Genomic DNA, 17,814 nt, shown 5'->3' with positions numbered 1-17,814 from the left:
ATAATTGCTCTAAAACCCTTTCTGAATCTGATGTTCAGCAGGCAGGATTATGCAGCAATTAGTCAACTTTTCTCTCGCCCCCCACATTTCTACTTATAGTAACAACGATACTATCTTCTATAATTTCGTTGGTAATTTTGTGCCACCAGAGTGGCGGGATCTTCAAGGTAGTGGCGGTAAGGCTTTAAGTAAAACTGCGCGTCAACTCCTCTCTTTGATAGTTTTTCGCCTACAGGTTTGTCATAATAGCGGTAACAATCTGCAAGACGAGGAACTGCAAGAATCTTATCATTTCTTTGAGCAATCATTAGGAGTTTGTCAAAGGCGTATTAGGCAATGCATGCTTGAATTGCAAGAAGGAGGTTTTATTCATCTATATAATGCCACCGTTATCAAACAGCACATCAAATGTCGAAACACCCCATGCATCAAATTGGCAAAATTTTTTCAGCCTTACTCGAAAAAATTTTCGCATGAAGCTGAAAAAAGTTTCGGGTTAACCCGAAAAAAATTTCAGGCACACAATATTATAGATATTCATAATATATCTAGATCTAGCGAATCTGAGTTTCTAAAAAATGTTGTTGATAGAAATGAGCCAGTACCGTCACAAGAGCAAAAACCACTACAGGAGCAAGCAGAACAACAAGCAGTTACCTGTCATAAACCGCAAGAAAATTTTCAGCCTAAGAAGATGCAAGCAGAAGGGAGTATCAACCAAACTGAAGCGCTTGATGACAATACCAACCCAGCTGCAATATCGTTAGCTGCGACCCTTCCCTCGGTGATACAGAAAATTTCTGATTCCAATGCTAGTGAGATGGCAGTATCCCCTTACTTTTATGCTTTAGTGCCTGATATCAATAAGGGCTGGTTCAAAAGAAAAAGATTAGCAGATTTCCATCCACTAACCGAAGCAGATGCTGATTTACTGCAACTCCGCTCAAATAGAGAGTTTAACTTAAGTTTTATTAACAAGCTGTTACTAAAACTAGCAGAGCAATACCCTAACCATCATTTTTGTAACAAAAAAGTTGTGCTGAACTATATGGTCAAAGCCTTGGCGTATGAATTGCGAGAGAGTAGCAAAGCTAATAACAGCAATTTTCAGTTCAAATCTAACGATCCTGAAAAACTAAAAGAGCAATATTTAGAAAAGATAGAACGTAGCACGGATGATAGCAAGCAAGCACAATTAAAGCGGAAAATAGTAGGACTATTTGAGTCTAATACGGCTTATGAGTTATTGACTTCGTGCAAATTTAAAGGAGAAGAGCAAGATCAGTACCAACTGAAGTTACTAAAAGGTATTACCTTGTCAGAGCATATTCAAAACAAAATATTAGAGCAAGTACAAGCGGTTTATGGTAATAAAATTAAGCAGCTACAAATATTACCCTTTAAGCCCGTTACAGTACAAAAACAAGAGGCTAAAGACATTAATGATTTTGCAGGACTAAATAAGCTAGACCCCGATTCAGTATGGTATAAGGTTAGGCGATCTTTGCTTGAAGAACATGGAAAATATGCGGACAGTAGCACCTTCAGTAAATTAGCAGTGGTAGAGGAAGATCATATAGGCAAAAAAATAATTCTTAAAGCCACCACACCCTTTATTGATTACTTCGTAAGACAACGTTATATGGGAGATTTAAGGCTGGCTTTTCAAGCTCAAAATTTTACTTTTGAATTAGCTGATATGGATAAAAGTGGTAAGAATTAATAGGATTATAAAAACTGCTGGAGAATGCCTATTAATTAATTGACCTTCAATAATTTGTCATAATCACTTCATATGAGGTTTTGCGTTTCTCTGGGATAGAATATTTTATATCTACAGTACTGATGTTAAAGGCTTTATAGAGATTTCTGATAAAAGGGGTATCACTATTAGAGATCATGAGCTTAACCCCTTTGCTATCTAGTTCTTTAACAAAATCTCGCAATCTTATTTGTTCATTTTCATCAAAGGGTAAGGTGGTATAAAATGTCTCACCTGATTGGTGGTATGGTGGATCCAAATATACAAAATCGTTCTTTTTAGGTTCAATGAAGGAAAAATCTATGGCGTAAATGCAGGTATTAGCTAAAAAACTGCTACATTGGCGTAGTCTAGCATCAATATCAGAATTAGCATGGATTTTGCTCGAAAAAGACACTGCCAGTTTACCATCTTTCTTTACACGATAGATACCTTTAAAAGCATATCTATTAAGATATATGAACCTTGCAGTAATTTTGCTGGGGTTGTTAACATTGTTATCCCTAACCTGATAGTAATATTCTTTAGAATGGTTTTCTTGATGGGATTCCAGTAATTTACTCACCTCAGCTGGATCTTTTTTAACGCTATTATAGCTAGTAACTAAATCCAAATTAATGTCAGACAAAAAGCATTTGTTAAACATGTGCTTTACTTGGAAAAATAATGCACCACCACCCAGGAATGGTTCGTAATAATTATTGAGCCCTAATGGGATATGTTCAATTAATTTATCGGTAATTTTTCTTTTGCCACCAACCCATTGCAAAAATGGTTGGGGTTTATTGGAAGTAGCTGGCATATCATTACTAGTTTAATATCTTAATAAAAAATTATACCATAAATGCAACTGGAATGCCAGTGGCAGTGCGGGCTGTAGAGGGTTTTTCTGCTGTTGAGTGCAATATTATCACTGTATTTTTTTGGGTGTTTTTATGAAGTATAATTTCCTCCATGTCTCTAATTTGCAGCTCTTTAGAGTTGTTGGTAAAAATCTGAACAACATGCTTAAGAAATCCTCTGTACTCCTCATACTAATGGTGATATCTCTGCTGATTAGATACTACGCTAATGTAGTATTAAGCACAGAAGTTAAATTAAAACCGCAAAGTTAACATATTAACCTCTGTGCTACCCATTTGTTTAACCCAAACAGTACAGGAATAGTATGATAGATAATGTTAAAAATCAACAACAAGATCAAAAGCAAATTGCAGAAAAAGGTTGGATCGTACAATTTGCTCCAGTATTTGCCACACTGGTTCCAGCATCTGAGCATAGAGCTGATATCATTAGTTCTCACGAGAATTATGTAGATATTACTAAATTTAAAAACCTAGAATTAGAATTACAAAAAACAAAAGAAAAATTACAAACAACTGAACTAATTAAAATAGACTTAATCAAGAATATTGGTCATAGTATCAATGTTCCTTGTAATGGAATTTTTGCGCAAGTAGCTGTGCTCTATGAAATAGAGCACAATCCTGAAGTAAAAAATCATTTGGCTACTATTATGGATGGTGCTAAAGCACTGCTAGATTATTCTAATGATCTATATGAGTTTTTGCAACGTAATAGCGGATTAACTTCTATAGTGTTGCAAGCATTTAGCCCCAAGAAACTAGTGGAAGCAATTATTGCTAAAGCTGGGGCTGCAGCATTAAATAAGGGGATAAGATTAGTCTCTAATATTCATTATGAGATGCCAGATGTTTTGGTAGGTGATAGCTACCGCTTACAAGCAATATTAGATCAGTTAGTGGGTAATAGTATTAAATTTACTGAAGAAGGAGTTGTCGTCATTACCGCTAATCTATTTTCTGCTAGAAGTCTAAGACAAGATGAGAATGATTTTGATGTTTTGGAACAAGAAGATAGAGATCGGTTATTACAATTTATTGTCCATGATACTGGTATTGGTATCTCTGAGGAAAAACAACAATATATTTGTGAAGAGATCGGTAGCATTAGTTCTTCTACTCAATGTAAAGGGCTAGGTTTAGGTTTAATGTTTGTTAAACAGTTGATCCATGAAATGCATGGTGCAATTGAATTATCAAGTGAAGAGGGGAAAACCACTACTGTTGAGTGTAAAATACCGGTGAAACTGCCAAACAGTACTGATTCTGAATAGTTTTAGGCTAACAACATGGCTGAGCCTTACAAACTTACAGCCATGTATTATTTGCTTAAATTTATTTAAGTATCCAACTTATTTATGTTATAATTTCTTATATTTAAAAGATCTAGAATAATTCTCAAATATATAATCAACTAATATGATATCTAAACTTTCAGATACTAATATCACTAATACTGTTAGAAGCAACAATAAGCCGCCTAAAATGCTGGTAGGTACGGACGAGTTTTATGATTTAGTAGTTAATAGCGATGTATTTGTTGATAAAAGTTTAATGATTAAAGAATTACTGGAGGATCATGGTAAGGTTATCCTAATTACTCGGCCAAGGCGCTGGGGTAAAAGCTTAAATATGGATATGTTCAAGAAATTCTTGGAAATAGAAGTGGATGAGACAGGTGTCCCTTTACCGGAAGATCAGAAGTTAAATAACAAGCTATTTATTGGTGGTACAATAGATTTAGGTTTTGACGAAACTAAGGAGCTCAAGCCTTTAAAAATTGTTGGTATAGCAAAGGCAATGAAACGTCAAGGTCAATTTCCAGTTATTTCCATAAATTTCAAGGATGTTAAGGGAAGTAGCTACCAAGAGATTGAGAATGGAATAAGGAAGCAAATTATTAAGTTATTTGCGAAGCATTACTACTTAAGGCGTTATCTAACGAACGATATAGAACTACTAAATAATGCTCAAAAAGAAATATTAGAACGGTACTTCACGGGCACGTTTGATCAGGAAGACCTTAAAGATAGTTTAAAATTTTTAAGTGAATTACTTTTTATGCACTTTGGTCAGAAAGTGTACATACTAATCGATGAATATGATACTCCGATCAATAGTTCTTACCTCGAATTTGGCGATAAAGCAAAAGAGTTTAACGATGTTCTAAAAATATTCCGCGGCATGTTTGGTAGCAGCCTGAAAACCAATACACGTTTAGAAAGAGGTATCATTACTGGCATATTACGTATTGCAAAAGCTAACTTATTCTCAGATTTAAACAACGTAAGTGAATATACATTACTGGATAAAAAATTTGCTAAATTTTATGGATTTACCCAAACAGAAGTAGATGACTTATTAACAAAAGTACCAACAAAAACGAATCCTGAAGAGATTAAAGACTGGTATAATGGTTATACCTTTGGTGGAGAAATCATTTACAACCCATGGTCAATAATGCAATGTCTTGCACATGAAGGAGAGCTTGATCATTATTGGCTAGATAGCGGTGGGACAGGACTTGTTGACACAGCACTGTTGTCAGATGAGATGCAGGAAGATTTACAGAACTTAATTACAGGTAAAAATATAATCTCTTCTATCACTAAACAAATAAGTTTTGCTGACATCAATAAACCGGCAGGATTATTTAGTTTGTTACTATTTAGCGGTTATTTAAATCCAGCGGCTAAAGAACCAGAAGAGGATATTTATGAATTGTCTATACCGAACAAAGAAGTAAAATATATATATAAGGTTAGACTGTTACAGTGGGTTAGTAATAAGTTAAAAGTTGATAGCTCTTTCTATTATCCTTTTGCTAGCTTATTACCTGCTTGTAAGATAGTAGAATTTAAATCAAAGCTTCAGGAGCTACTATTAAATGCTACTAGTTTTCATCAGACTGGAGAGGCAAGAGCTGAGTTGTTTTACAGTGGTTTTATGTTAGGTTTGATTAATACATTAGCGTTTGGTTATATCATAGAGAGTGAACGAGAGACAGGAAGAGGTAGGGCTGATATTGTGTTGCTTCCTAAAATTGGCAAGAATGAAAACGCTATTATTATTGAGTACAAGGTCTCTAAAGCGGCAGAAGAACTAGAATCTGCAGCTAAGGCTGGTTTAGCACAGATTAATGACAAGAGATATGATACTAAAATCAAGGAACATAAACACGTTAAAAAGATCATAAAGATCTCTATGGCCTTTTGCGGTAAGGAAGTTGCCCTGCACTACCAAATCGATTAACTCTACCTTCCTATTCTACTTAGCTATTGCCTCCATGCTCAGTATTAATTGTATGTAGCCGGTATTTTGATCTCAGGATATTTCTCGAGTCTAGCTAGAAAATAACTGATATTGTCATTATCAGAATTCATCTCAAAGAAAAGCCCTATCAATACTATGATCAAAGTCTACCCCTTTTTCTTTTTTGGCTATGCGCTTTGCTTCAATTTGTTTCAACAATAAGTTATATTCTTTGCCTAATGTCGGAATAACCTCAAATACAGCCGCTTAAAACTATTAGCAACAACAGTTAGCCATTAGTTTTGGAGTTTGTTTTAGCAGCCCTGTGCTTTTTAGCTAATAATTTACGGGGATCCAGCGTGATGTTAGCTAATTGTATAAATTCCTTTAACATAGGATGCTGCTTATTCTGCTCATTCATAGCAAATAGTAGGAATCCTGCAAGGAGTTGATCATCAATAGTCATGGCATTACAACTACTGACAATCTCTAATAAATCCTCTCTACGAGTTATTAATACTTTCTGTTTTTTCTCCTCAATTTTCTTCAGTTTTTCTAGTGCTGTTACCGGGTCTCTTGGCATAATATATTCTCCTACATTTTAACAGAATAATCAATAATATCTTGGTACAGTTTAGTATACATAATAGTACAATATGTGTCAAGAAAAAGACCTAAATAATAGAAAAAATAAGAAAAAACCAATATACAAAATATTCATATTTTGTCAAAGAAAGTTGCTTTTGCTCTTCTCTATAAACTATAGGCTTAGTTCAGTGTTAATAGGATAAAGATGCTGGTTCAAAGAAAAAGTTTTTAAAGCTTGCATCACTATACTATCTATGGTTTTCTTATATAGAATTTACTTGAGCTTTAGATAAATCTTATAATAAATAACGCTACTAAGTAGCTAAAAACATGTAACATAATTACCGTAAATTATATAATAAATAGTATAAATAAAGTACAATATTGTACTATATTGTACAATAGACTGTATGGAGGAATAAACTTTGTACGATGTTTTTATTTCAACTGACAAGAGTAATAATATGACTAATATCATAGTACCCCACAGATTTTACAGGAGGGTTAAAATAATAAATTGAATAAGTGACTGAGAGTCACTAATCTCCGCTGAGAAACAAGCAACAGGAGGTATTAATGGACTCTCAATCACTATACCAAATATTATACATATTTTTAGATTGGCACCCAGCACGAATTAAAACATTTGCAGAATTAATTTGTGCAGTAGTAAAAGCTAAAACTGTGAGAATCAAAGAATTAGCACTGTATGTCGCTTCTAAAGGCAATTTGCATGCCAAGATTGTTAAAGTTGAGCGTTTGCTTTTAGAACAAAATATGTGCTTTATAAGTTTAGGGAAAATTATTGTTAAATTGCTCTGTCTAACAGGTAAAATTAGCCTTGCCATAGATAGAACCAGCTGGCAATTTGGTATTAAAAATTTGAATTTTTTTGTTGCAACTATCGTTTATGGTAATATTTCAATTCCTATAGCATGGTTGTTACTTGATAAAAAAGGCAACTCTTCTACTAATGAAAGAAAGAAATTGATTGAGCAAATTTTAACAATTATACCTAAGGAAATGATAGAGCTTATCCTTGCCGATCGGGAATTTGTTGGTGAGGAATGGTTGCAATATATGGGTGGAATCCAAAAATTACCTTTTGCTATCAGGCTAAGAAAAAGTGAGAAGGTCAAGCATTTCAACGGTGGCAAGATGAAGTTGAATAAATGTTTTGCCGATATGCAAATGGGTGACACTAAAACTATAGAAAGCAAAATTTACAATGGTATGGCAATTAAAATAACTTGTTTGCAATTAGAAAGAGAGCAACTATTTATTGCTAGTAATGTGCTTATTGGTGAATGTGCTTTGCTAGCATATAAGCAGAGGTGGAGCATTGAGCGACCTTTTCTGTCTCTCAAGTCATCTGGATTTAATATTGAAGATACCCACATTACAGATCAAAAAAAGCTGGAAAAACTATTTGCAATAGTATCTTTATCCTTAGCTATTTGCGTGCTTGCTGGTGACATTAAGAACAAAATTTATCCTATAAAGATCAAAAAACATGGTCGTAAATTATACTCATTATTTACTTACGGATTTGATTGGATAAAAGATTATTTTTATAACTCGTTAAGTGATACCCCTGCTATGTTGTTTTCATTACTACGAAAACACATTATGCATGCCTTTCAACTTCAACAATAAGTGTGGGGTACTATGATAATTCAGATGAAATTTCAGATGAAAAATGATTAGTTTTTTCAAAAAAAGTTTTTTCGCTATCTATACTATCTAAATCTTTAGTATTAGTGATATAAAGTATTTATTAATATATTGACAAGAATTGGAAACATATGGGTCATAATTGGAAATAACGCTTTCTGATGCTGGTTTAGCACGATCTTTCACTTCATTTTGTAAATGTTGTTGTATCGTATCTGGTAAAGTAACAGTAATACGCCAAACAGACTTATCATGCAGATTATCATCCTCATCGTCATTTTTCACAAAGAAACGTTGTCGAGTAATAAATCCTTTCGTATCTAACTCTTTAAGGGTTTTAGAGATGACAGACTTACTACAGGAGTATTTATCTTGCAGTTCTTTGTAAGTAGTAGTTAAAGAATAACTATTAGGTGGAGCAACGTAGTTAATGTAATCATCTGTCTTGATGTTATCAGATGTATACATAAACATCTCACTTAGTTCTGCAGTATTATTAGTATAATATTGACTAGTATTTGTAGTATTATTGTCACAATCCCTATGTTTTAAATAATATCTATAACCTATAGAATAAAAATCTAACCATAAAACTTTTGCGTGTTTACTTAAGTAGTTACAAGAAGTAATGAGTAAAAGTAGATCGTAGTTAAGTTTAATAAACATCTTAGTTCTATCAAGATAAGATATTTTATTTTCTAGATTAGGTAAGTAAGCGGTAGAAGTAAAGTTAGAATATAAAGAAGTATCAGTAGAATATGTACCAATATTAAATCTGTTGGGAGTATTCACTAAAGAGTTAAAGACAGAATCAGGCAAAGTAGGTGTAATAGTATTTTTCTTATTTTTACCATCCTTATTTTTGCTTCGATAAATATCAAAATAACCTTTCTGTTCTAAGTTTTGCTGCATAGTAAATATTTCAGCTACGGAACAATCAAGCTTTTCAGCCCATTGTTTGGCAGAAAGAGTGATACAGCGTTGTTTACCTTTATTGTGATTAATGATGCTTAAACTATAGGCTATGATGTAGAACAGTTTTTCAAGGTCACAGGGATGAGTGGTTGTAAGAATATGTTCTAATACACATGTAGTAATTGGGGTGTACGGTTTATTCTTAGTTACTATGGTGTGTAATGAGGTAAAGTCAGGGGTATATTGGGATAGGTTAGTAGGCAAATGGTAATTGTTTTGAAATAACTGAGTGCTGATTATTTCGTTATCTAGGGATAATTGCATTGTATGCTCCTTTTATGGAGCTAAGAACCAAGAAACTTGACTAATTACATATAACATATTACAATGCAACGAATAAGAAATATCCTGCTCAAGGTTATCTTATATATATCATATTGATATGTTATATGTAAATAAGGGGTTAAGTTCCATGTGTTCCTAGCTCCTTTTTTATTTATAGTATAAAAAATTACACATTTACCTATATAACATTAAAATTAATAAAAATTAAAAATAGTGAAGTATAAGATTTATCTATATTTAAGTTTCTTATATAAAAATAGATACAACTTCAACTTTGAAAAATCAAGCTTTTTTAGAAAAAATAAAAAAGTTTATTGAATTCGTGTCAAATATAGACATATGACGAACTTATATTGATGAGAGTAAATAATTAAATCTGTTGAAAGATTAAGAATCTAGATTATTTGAAAAGAAAGAATACACTTCTTTATTGAATTTATATCTTGCATATCCACCTCTACCATGTTTATTTTCATGAGGCTCTAATAATTTTTTAAATTTAAGTTGTTGCAATGCTCCTTTTATAGTATTGGAAGTTAAATTACACTTTTTTATGCATTCTTCCCTAGCAATGGCCTTTGTTATAAGATATGTGCTATCTTCCTCCTCTATTTGTTTAAGTAAATATTGCATTATTACTTTTTGTGCACCAAATAAATTTCTTAGCTCTTTTCTTAAGTCCAAGTTAACAGATTCTTGTGTTAATACCTCGCTCACTAATGATGATGATGATTGATCTATATTGTTACAAATTCCAAGTGTATCATGATAATGCACAGGAGTAATTTGTGTGTCTGTTGATAAATTGTTAGAAGAAGTAGAATCTATGATTTTTGTATGTTCAGGATTAAGTAAATCATTATCCCAAGGGCGGTATGCTTTCTTTTGAAAAAGTTTACTTGTTTCTTTTGTATGGTTACTTATTAATGGCATGAGTTATCTCAGTTGTTAGTTTAATTGTTCTGATGACTTAAACCCAATATTTCTTTAGTAAAAAGATCTATATCTTCTTTTGCAAACGTATTTTTTAAGGTAGAAAAAATATTATTACCTGAGTAAATTACATTGGGAAATTCTTGGCAGTTACGTATGAAGGTGCTACATATAAGATTTTTAAATAATTCATGATTCAATAAAGTACTAAGTACTTCACTAGATAATGCAGTTCTAGTATCAAATTTATTAAGCACAATTTTAAAACATAAATCTTTTTTAAATCGATGACTTATAGTATTTATTTCTTCAAATGATATTTTGAGTCCAGATAAACTAAATTGTTCGGGTGTGACTGGAGCAATTATAATATTAGATGCTAATGTTGCAGCTGCTACGGATTGTCCAAGTGCAGGAGGGCAATCTATTAAAATTAAATCATAATCCTGATAAATATCATTGATAAGTTCTACATATACTTTATCAATAGGATATTTATGTAACATAATATAGTTATCAAGTACTGCATTTTCTATCCTACTCGGTAAAATATCTAGCCCTTGTGAAACAGGGATGATGGTATTTTTTATAGGAATATTGTTGGCAAGAATATCAATCATTACTGGTGTATTTTTTGCATCAATATTAAAAGCTTGAGATAAATTTCCCTGTTGATCTATGTCAATACACAAAACTCTAGCCCCATATAGGTTTGCTCTTAAAGCTACAGAATGTGTAATTGAAGTTTTTCCAGTGCCACCCTTTACTATTTGGAAAGAAATAACTTTTTTATTAAAATGAATTTTAAACAATTCTCTTGCGGTTTCGTGTCCAAAGTAAACTCTATTTTGGTTTTTACAAGATAGTAAGTTTTTTTGTTTAAGTTGTTTATGAATGTATTGTAAGGTTACTCCTAAAAAATTAGCTGCGTCAGATGCAGTGATTTTAATATCTATAGTTTTGTTAACGGTACTCATTATTTCCTACATTGTATCAAGACAAAAGTATATATATATTATACTTTAATACTATTAATATAGTATATTATTACCACATATACACCATGTACATAGTATTGATACCCTATATATGGTGTATATATGCAACATATTAATACTATATTAATAGTATATCAATAATCATCTTACCTGTGTAATAACTTTTTCAATAATTTGATAGGAGTAGTATAATTTTTTGTAACTAAATTATCTTTTATGAAATGATTAAGCCAATGTTGACTGGCGAAGTCGCATAAGGATTGATTTATATCATTAATCTTTTTGGCATTAAATGTGAGAATATTTTGGAAAGTAGCTATATACCGTAAGGTGCTTTTGTCATTAGTTTTGGCAAAATATACTTGCTTTGATGGGTGAGTAAAGAACTCATATGCTTCTTATGCAATTGTTTCGTAATCCAAATTATTTAAGAACTCTTGTAGAAATACTGGAAAAGAGTCTAAAAGATTTTTAGTTCTACCAATTTCATAACTAGGAATAGCAAAAGCAACGCGTGTATTGATATGCATAAAGATGAAAACTTTCTTTCTAAAGATACGAGTAACATCTAGATACCAGTCATCTAATCTAGTAGTATTATTAGGATTGATTAATTTTTAGTTCTTGTGCCATTTTAGCGGTTAATCTGAATTGTGGTATAATTTTTACTCCTTAATAACCTGCAACTCATACTTCAAATCCCCAAGTCCATCTTTCAAATCTTGTAAATCAAGGACATAACCATACCACTCGCTTCTGAGATGATTCCATTTGAGGGAGTGACTTCTGATATGAGAGCGAATTTCTAAAGAAGGTTTTTCTGTTAATGTGAGAATGATAGCAGTTTTTTGTTGTTGTTCTTGATCAAAAGCTGTTTTGCCAGTTTTAGTCCATTGCTCTTGAATGTCAGATTGTTTTGTTAGAGATTCTTTTAAAGATAGCAGAGAGCCATATAAGGTATTGGTAGGTAAGTGATCAAGCTCAGCTTTCACAATTAACCCACCAAGTTCTATTAAATGACGAGTACGAGCTTTACGTTCTTTAAGTTTGAGTTTAGTTTCTTCAGCAATTAATCTATTTTTCTTTTGCTCTAATCGAAGTTTTTGTTCTGTTACCGTATGCATGTAGTTTAGCCCATTTAATATTAGAAATTATTATAGAACAAATTACTAAATAATTTAGTATGAAGCAAGAATAACTTATTCTGAAGTTAAAATTTATAGTTCAGAACAATTAAAGTAATAATAATTAAATTATTTTACTTATTTTCTTTTTCTTATTTCTAATTTTCGTCAGGTATAAGCATACTATTAAATATAGTAAAAGTAAGAACAGCATTAATTGCTAATGGTTACATTGATATAGTTAATAATAAATATATTAGACCACATTGTTCTAATAATTCCTCCATTATATTGCCTAATTTTCTTCTGATTTGATATAAAGTTCTAGAACTCACTTGTTAAGTAGTTATAGAATGGCAATAGCATTTGCAAGACCAGAATATGTAAGTAGAAGTAATAATAAGAATGCCTGTCTTAAAGGAGCATATAATGCTAGAACAATAGTAAAAGATATACAAACTGGTGTAATTTATAACTTTCAAAGTAGAAAAGATAATGTATATCATGAAATATTTTTACCAGAACATGTAGATCAAAAGTTCAAAAATGTATCATTATTTACAAATGAAATAGAGAGATCAGAGAATCGTAAAGATAGTCAGTTATGTGTAGAATGGTTAATTGCTCTACCAAAAGAAGAAGAGATAACTCTAGATATGAAGAAAGAAATCATAAAAGAGTTTATTGAAAGGAAAGGTTGGATAAGAGAAGGTTTAGGAGTGCAGTTAGATATACATAAGCCACATGAAGGAGATGTAAATTGGCATGCACATTTACTAGTAACAACTCGTAGATTTAGAAAAGATGGTTTGGGTTTTGAGTCAAAGAAGGCACGTGATTTGCAGCCTAAAGTATTAAATGGTTGTGTACAAAAGAGTATAGAAATAGATAATCATAATTTTTATAGGAAAGTATTAGAAGATAAAATCAAAGAATGGGGAGTGGATTTACGAGTTGATTTGCCTGGAGAGATAACCCAAGAACATATAGGTCCTGTACGTATGAGGAGTGTTCTTAACCAAGCAGCGGAGAGAAACGAGGAAAGGAGACTTGCAGAAATAGAGCATTTAGATTGCGGAGCTAGAGTGTTAGAGAAGGTAACGCGTCATATGAGTGTCTTTACTAAAGGTGACTTAATGAGAGCAGTGAAATATGTGCTAGATTTAGAAAGAAAAGAAAAGCTAGTAGAAGATGCTTTAGCAGATAACTCAGTAATAGCGTTGTACAGAGAAGATGGTAGTTGTACTGAGTATTATACTACGTCTGCGGTTAGAGTAGAAGAGCAGAAGATATTGCGTCTTAGCAGTTATGTAGCAAGTGTTCAGAATGTGTTTACGAGTAATCAAGATGTATCTAAACGTACAATTGAATCAATTGTAGCAGTAGAGGGCAAGCTAACAGAAGAACAGCATAATGCTTTAACTGAGTTACTAACATCTAAGTCGGCGTTACAAATAGTGCGAGGTAGAGCAGGGGTAGGGAAAAGCCATGTATTGGGTCAGATTGCTGCAATTGCTCTAGAGTGTAACATATATGCGATAGGAGTTGCCCCAACGCATAAAGCTAAAGAGGCGTTAGCTTCTGATGGTTTTAGGCATACTGATACGATTAAGGGGATGCTGTTTAAATTAGCTAATGGAAGATTTTATTTGCCAAAGAACAGTGTACTAGTAGTAGATGAAGCAGGGATGATAGGAAATGATGATTTTAGTGAGTTATTAAGGGTAGCAGCTACTCGCAAATGCACAGTAATTTTGTCAGGAGATGAGCGTCAGCTGACTAGCGTACAGCGAGGTGGGATGTTTGAGGTGTTGGCTAATAAATATAGAAGTAGTACGATATTAGATATTAAGCGTCAGGATAGCAACTGGGGTAAGAGGACGGCTATGGCATTATCCAATGGAGATGTTAGAAGTGCTGTGAGTATATTAGAAGAAGAGCAAAGGATTAAGTGGAGCTCTGATGCAATTCAGTCAATGCAAAGTTTAGTTGCCGATTGGCATAAGAGTAGTTACGCTATTGATGATAAAATAATATTAGCGGTAAGAAACAAAGACGTAGCAGCCTTAAATCATGGAGTACGTCAATATTTAAAGCTAGAGGGTAAGCTAAAGGGTCAAGAGATAGAAGTAGGAGGTGATCATTATATGAGAGGAGATCGTATAGTGATAAGTAGTACCAACAAGGAGCTTGGTATAGTCAATGGTGAACTTGGAGTAATATTAGATGTATCAACAAATAGATTTATTATATCGCTAACGAATCCAAACTATATAAAAGACAGTAAGGATAGCAAAAGCAGCAGTGAGTATAGAATGGTGGAATTCAATCCATCAGAATTTAATAGTTTTAAACATGGTTATGCAGTAACAATATTTAAGGGACAAGGTGCGTCGATAAAAGATGTATATGTCTACCACAATGGTTTTGCTGGTTTAAGGAACAGCTACGTTGCATTATCAAGAAATATCAGTGAGTTAAATTTGTATGTTAATAAGATAGCAACTTTGGGTAGAGAGAGTTTAATTAGACAAATGTCCAAGACGCTAGATAGTGGTAGTAGCTTAAATTACTTAACGAAGGAGGAAGCTAATCATAGCTTAGAAGATATAGATATCTTAAATAATATGAATGGTTTGAGTAGGTCTTTGGTAAAGATTTATGATTTTGCTGCAAATAATATAACCAAGTTAATGGATAAATATTTACCACAAGAGGAGTATTACAATTATAGAGAGCCTAGTAAGAGTATAGTAAGGGTAGAAGAGGTGTTTGATAGGGTATATGAAGAAAATCAACATATGGATGCTGCAGTAGAGACAAGAGAAGAGAAGCTGGTAGTAGGAGGTAACCTGCATAGTAGTCAAATTGCTACAGGAAAAAAATTAGGAGAAATTGGTCATGTTGCTAATACAAGTATTGTGGTGGATGATGTAACGTCTAGTGTATCTAATTCTAGCGTTAATGATAGAGGCATGTTAGAGGGTGATAAAGATGGAAACATAATAGCAATGAGCAGAAAAGGTTCATCAAAGGATAGATTTTACGAAAATATTGATTATAAGAGAGGTCAGGAGAATAAATGGGAGGAGAATAGAGAGCGTTATAGAAGTGAGGTAGATAATCTTAGAAGAGAGCTATCCATGCAAGCAGAGTCAGTAGTTGTAGATTTATTAGGAAATCCGAATAGAAAACTATCGAAGGGGTCAACCTTAAAGTACGGTAATAATGGGTCATTGGCAGTAAAGATTAGCGGCAATAAAGCGGGTACTTGGTATGACTTTAGCGAAGGTAAGGGAGGAGATTTGTTTGATCTTGTACAGCGTGAGAAGAATTATGATTTTAAAGAATCAGTGAGTTATTTACAAGATAGATTAGGGATGACTCCTAACAAGATGAGATCTAACTTACAGGTGGTAAATGATCATGTGATATCCGATAGATATGTAGAGCATTGTAAGCGAGTTGATAAGGAGAATTCTGAGGAGATAGTCAAGATACGCAAAGCGGAAGAATTATATACTAAAAGCAAAGAGCTAGAGTTAAGTTCTACAGCTGGACAGTATTTAGTACAAACAAGAAAGATTGATATTGATTTGGTAAAGGAGGATGCACTAAGTCACGATAGGTTAAATGATGATGGAATAAGTCGTAATAGTCTAAGTCAAGATATTAGAACGACTAATGTTTATGAGAAATCTGTTAAACGTAAAGTGCCTGCCTTGGTAGCTTTTGCAAGAAACACAAAAGGGGATATTACTGGTGGTCAGCAAATATTACTGGATAGCAAAACAAATAATAAAGCTGATGTTGATATTGTAAAGAGATCGTTTGGAAAAATAGCAGGGTCTTTTGTTGATGTAGGCAGTTTCAGCAATGGTGATATCAATAGTGAGTTCAATAGTCATAGTAACAGTACTAATACTAATAGCAATACTGATATTAGAAATAGAAGAAGCATCACCATTATTGCAGAAGGTCTAGAAACTGCTTTATCGGTCAAACAAGCTTTAGGTAATGATTCCGCTCATCAAGATAAACAAATAAAAATAGTTTGTTCGTTAGGCATAAGTAATATCAAGAATTATCATGCAGTATCAGGTGAGAAAATAATTATAGCAGCTGATAATGATGGAATCGATGCCGTAACAAACGTGACTATTGATACTGCCAAGCATGAATTAATAGAGAAAGGAGCATTTGTTGAAATAGTTCGTCCAAGTAACCCAGGTGACTTTAACGATATATTAAAGGACAAGGGGTTAGGAGAGGAGGAAATCCAACATTCATTTAGTAGAGCATTAACCAAGCATGCAGCCGTTACGTTGGAGCAATATTTTGGTAGTAGCAATGAAGGAGAGAAATTAAGTAAGCAAGAGCATGCTAATATTAGTTACATTCAACAATTTAAGATTAATGAAGAAAAAATAATAGATGCTTATAGGAGTAGTAATGTAAAGGGTAGTAGCGAACTTGATAGTACACGCAAATCGATAGAATTCGCTGATAATTTTGTTGATGAACATAAGGATTTGGTGAATGAAGCTAATAGGTATGGAGCAAAACTTGAAAGGCAAGAGCTAGCAGTATCATTAGTAGGAAAAAGTTATGAGGAGATGAAGCAAAGCCTGACAAGTGTAAGAGATAAATATTATACTTTTGCTCAGCTTGGAGAATTAGTAAAAGCTAAGCAAAGAGCCAACACACCGGAGCAAGCGTTCAAAGCCTTAGAAAATGAGCAGAAATATCTAGCTAGTTTACACGTTAATTGTAAGGAGTATGAGCATGATTATAAGGAGTATGATTATAATGGTGTTAGTCTGTTAAAGTCTATAAAGCATGCTTATCGTAATGAGAAAAACAATGTATTTGAACAGTTGAATAAATTAGGATCATCTATTGATAGAACTGCAATGCAGCCTAGAAAGATAACTAATACAATTAAGCATTCTACACATAGTGCTAGTGCGTTACAAAGTTTAACACAGCAATATCATGTGCATGTAATTGATAGGCTAAAGCAACATTTAAATGATATTCACTCAGGCAAAGAGATGATAATAGACGGGAGATCATTTACATGTCAGTTAAAGTTACTAGATTATGCATTAAAGGTGCATGAGAATAATGAGTTTTTTCCTCGAGAACATATACAGCAAGGTCGAGATAAATTTGCTGCCCAGCAAAGAGTAATATCAAAGGAGTTCGAAGGTCCTTCTTTGTAGTATAGAATTGTTTACTAAAAGTAGTGTATTTACAGGATTTAGGTCTAGTGATGCAAGTTACTTTTAGATATCTACTTGATGTCTACTAATTTATAAGTTAGAAGACAATAGAAAAAGCACTAAATATACTGTAGA

12 protein-coding genes are annotated in these 17,814 nt (G+C 32.9%); 5 read left to right on the top strand and 7 right to left on the bottom strand.

Going from position 1 to position 17,814, the window contains the following annotated elements; translation table 11 throughout:
* Positions 1 to 49 precede the first annotated feature (49 nt).
* Positions 50 to 1,723, top strand: coding sequence for a hypothetical protein (locus tag ACFELV_RS07665; RefSeq protein ID WP_375327447.1), 1,674 nt, complete (start codon positions 50 to 52; stop codon positions 1,721 to 1,723).
* A 46-nt stretch (positions 1,724 to 1,769) separates the two neighbouring features.
* Here the strand turns inward: ACFELV_RS07665 and ACFELV_RS07660 are convergent, their stop codons facing one another.
* On the bottom strand, positions 1,770 to 2,564 hold the full coding sequence (locus ACFELV_RS07660) for a DNA adenine methylase (protein ID WP_375327446.1): 795 nt from the start codon (positions 2,562 to 2,564) through the stop codon (positions 1,770 to 1,772).
* 366 nt (positions 2,565 to 2,930) lie between these two features.
* On the opposite strand from ACFELV_RS07660, the gene ACFELV_RS07655 reads away from it, so the two are divergent.
* Positions 2,931 to 3,899, top strand: a complete 969-nt coding sequence (locus tag ACFELV_RS07655; protein ID WP_375327445.1) for a sensor histidine kinase — start codon at positions 2,931 to 2,933, stop codon at positions 3,897 to 3,899.
* 145 nt (positions 3,900 to 4,044) lie between these two features.
* Positions 4,045 to 5,877: an AAA family ATPase gene (locus tag ACFELV_RS07650; protein ID WP_375327444.1), complete on the top strand. Its 1,833-nt coding sequence runs from the start codon at positions 4,045 to 4,047 to the stop codon at positions 5,875 to 5,877.
* Between the two features lie 289 nt (positions 5,878 to 6,166).
* Here the strand turns inward: ACFELV_RS07650 and ACFELV_RS07645 are convergent, their stop codons facing one another.
* Complete coding sequence (locus ACFELV_RS07645; protein WP_375327443.1) at positions 6,167 to 6,460, bottom strand: hypothetical protein; 294 nt, start codon at positions 6,458 to 6,460, stop codon at positions 6,167 to 6,169.
* 581 nt (positions 6,461 to 7,041) lie between these two features.
* On the opposite strand from ACFELV_RS07645, the gene ACFELV_RS07640 reads away from it, so the two are divergent.
* Positions 7,042 to 8,121 carry an IS4 family transposase gene (locus ACFELV_RS07640; RefSeq protein ID WP_375326208.1) on the top strand — a complete coding sequence of 360 codons (1,080 nt, stop codon included), beginning with the start codon at positions 7,042 to 7,044 and terminating at the stop codon, positions 8,119 to 8,121.
* An 87-nt stretch (positions 8,122 to 8,208) separates the two neighbouring features.
* On the opposite strand, the gene ACFELV_RS07635 is transcribed toward ACFELV_RS07640, so the two are convergent.
* From ACFELV_RS07635 to ACFELV_RS07615, 5 genes are all read right to left on the bottom strand, one after another.
* Positions 8,209 to 9,378: a hypothetical protein gene (locus ACFELV_RS07635; protein WP_375327442.1), complete on the bottom strand. Its 1,170-nt coding sequence runs from the start codon at positions 9,376 to 9,378 to the stop codon at positions 8,209 to 8,211.
* 408 nt (positions 9,379 to 9,786) lie between these two features.
* A complete protein-coding gene (locus ACFELV_RS07630) occupies positions 9,787 to 10,332 on the bottom strand; it encodes a hypothetical protein (RefSeq protein ID WP_375327441.1) in 546 nt (181 codons plus the stop codon).
* Positions 10,333 to 10,352: 20 nt separating this feature from the next.
* Entirely contained in the window at positions 10,353 to 11,309 is a 957-nt protein-coding gene (locus ACFELV_RS07625) for a ParA family protein (protein WP_375327440.1), read from the bottom strand.
* A gap of 419 nt (positions 11,310 to 11,728) precedes the next feature.
* Positions 11,729 to 11,941 carry a DUF6933 domain-containing protein gene (locus tag ACFELV_RS07620; protein WP_375327565.1) on the bottom strand — a complete coding sequence of 71 codons (213 nt, stop codon included), beginning with the start codon at positions 11,939 to 11,941 and terminating at the stop codon, positions 11,729 to 11,731.
* A 54-nt stretch (positions 11,942 to 11,995) separates the two neighbouring features.
* On the bottom strand, positions 11,996 to 12,454 hold the full coding sequence (locus ACFELV_RS07615; protein ID WP_375327439.1) for a conjugal transfer protein TraD: 459 nt from the start codon (positions 12,452 to 12,454) through the stop codon (positions 11,996 to 11,998).
* A 353-nt stretch (positions 12,455 to 12,807) separates the two neighbouring features.
* Here ACFELV_RS07615 and ACFELV_RS07610 point away from each other — a divergent pair, with 353 nt between their 5' ends.
* Positions 12,808 to 17,679, top strand: coding sequence for an AAA family ATPase (locus tag ACFELV_RS07610; protein WP_375327438.1), 4,872 nt, complete (start codon positions 12,808 to 12,810; stop codon positions 17,677 to 17,679).
* Positions 17,680 to 17,814 lie beyond the last annotated feature (135 nt).

Source organism: Candidatus Tisiphia endosymbiont of Nemotelus uliginosus (assembly GCF_964264835.1).
GTDB lineage: Bacteria > Pseudomonadota > Alphaproteobacteria > Rickettsiales > Rickettsiaceae > Tisiphia.
Note: the sequence above shows the minus strand (reverse complement) of the source record. Positions and strands in the feature narration are given on the sequence as shown.

Coding starts and splice junctions, on each gene's coding strand:
- ACFELV_RS07665 (WP_375327447.1), top strand. CDS start 50: ATGCAGCAATTAGTCAACTTTTCTCTCGCCCCCCACATTTCTACTTAT.
- ACFELV_RS07660 (WP_375327446.1), bottom strand. CDS start 2,564: ATGCCAGCTACTTCCAATAAACCCCAACCATTTTTGCAATGGGTTGGT.
- ACFELV_RS07655 (WP_375327445.1), top strand. CDS start 2,931: ATGATAGATAATGTTAAAAATCAACAACAAGATCAAAAGCAAATTGCA.
- ACFELV_RS07650 (WP_375327444.1), top strand. CDS start 4,045: ATGATATCTAAACTTTCAGATACTAATATCACTAATACTGTTAGAAGC.
- ACFELV_RS07645 (WP_375327443.1), bottom strand. CDS start 6,460: ATGCCAAGAGACCCGGTAACAGCACTAGAAAAACTGAAGAAAATTGAG.
- ACFELV_RS07640 (WP_375326208.1), top strand. CDS start 7,042: ATGGACTCTCAATCACTATACCAAATATTATACATATTTTTAGATTGG.
- ACFELV_RS07635 (WP_375327442.1), bottom strand. CDS start 9,378: ATGCAATTATCCCTAGATAACGAAATAATCAGCACTCAGTTATTTCAA.
- ACFELV_RS07630 (WP_375327441.1), bottom strand. CDS start 10,332: ATGCCATTAATAAGTAACCATACAAAAGAAACAAGTAAACTTTTTCAA.
- ACFELV_RS07625 (WP_375327440.1), bottom strand. CDS start 11,309: ATGAGTACCGTTAACAAAACTATAGATATTAAAATCACTGCATCTGAC.
- ACFELV_RS07615 (WP_375327439.1), bottom strand. CDS start 12,454: ATGCATACGGTAACAGAACAAAAACTTCGATTAGAGCAAAAGAAAAAT.
- ACFELV_RS07610 (WP_375327438.1), top strand. CDS start 12,808: ATGGCAATAGCATTTGCAAGACCAGAATATGTAAGTAGAAGTAATAAT.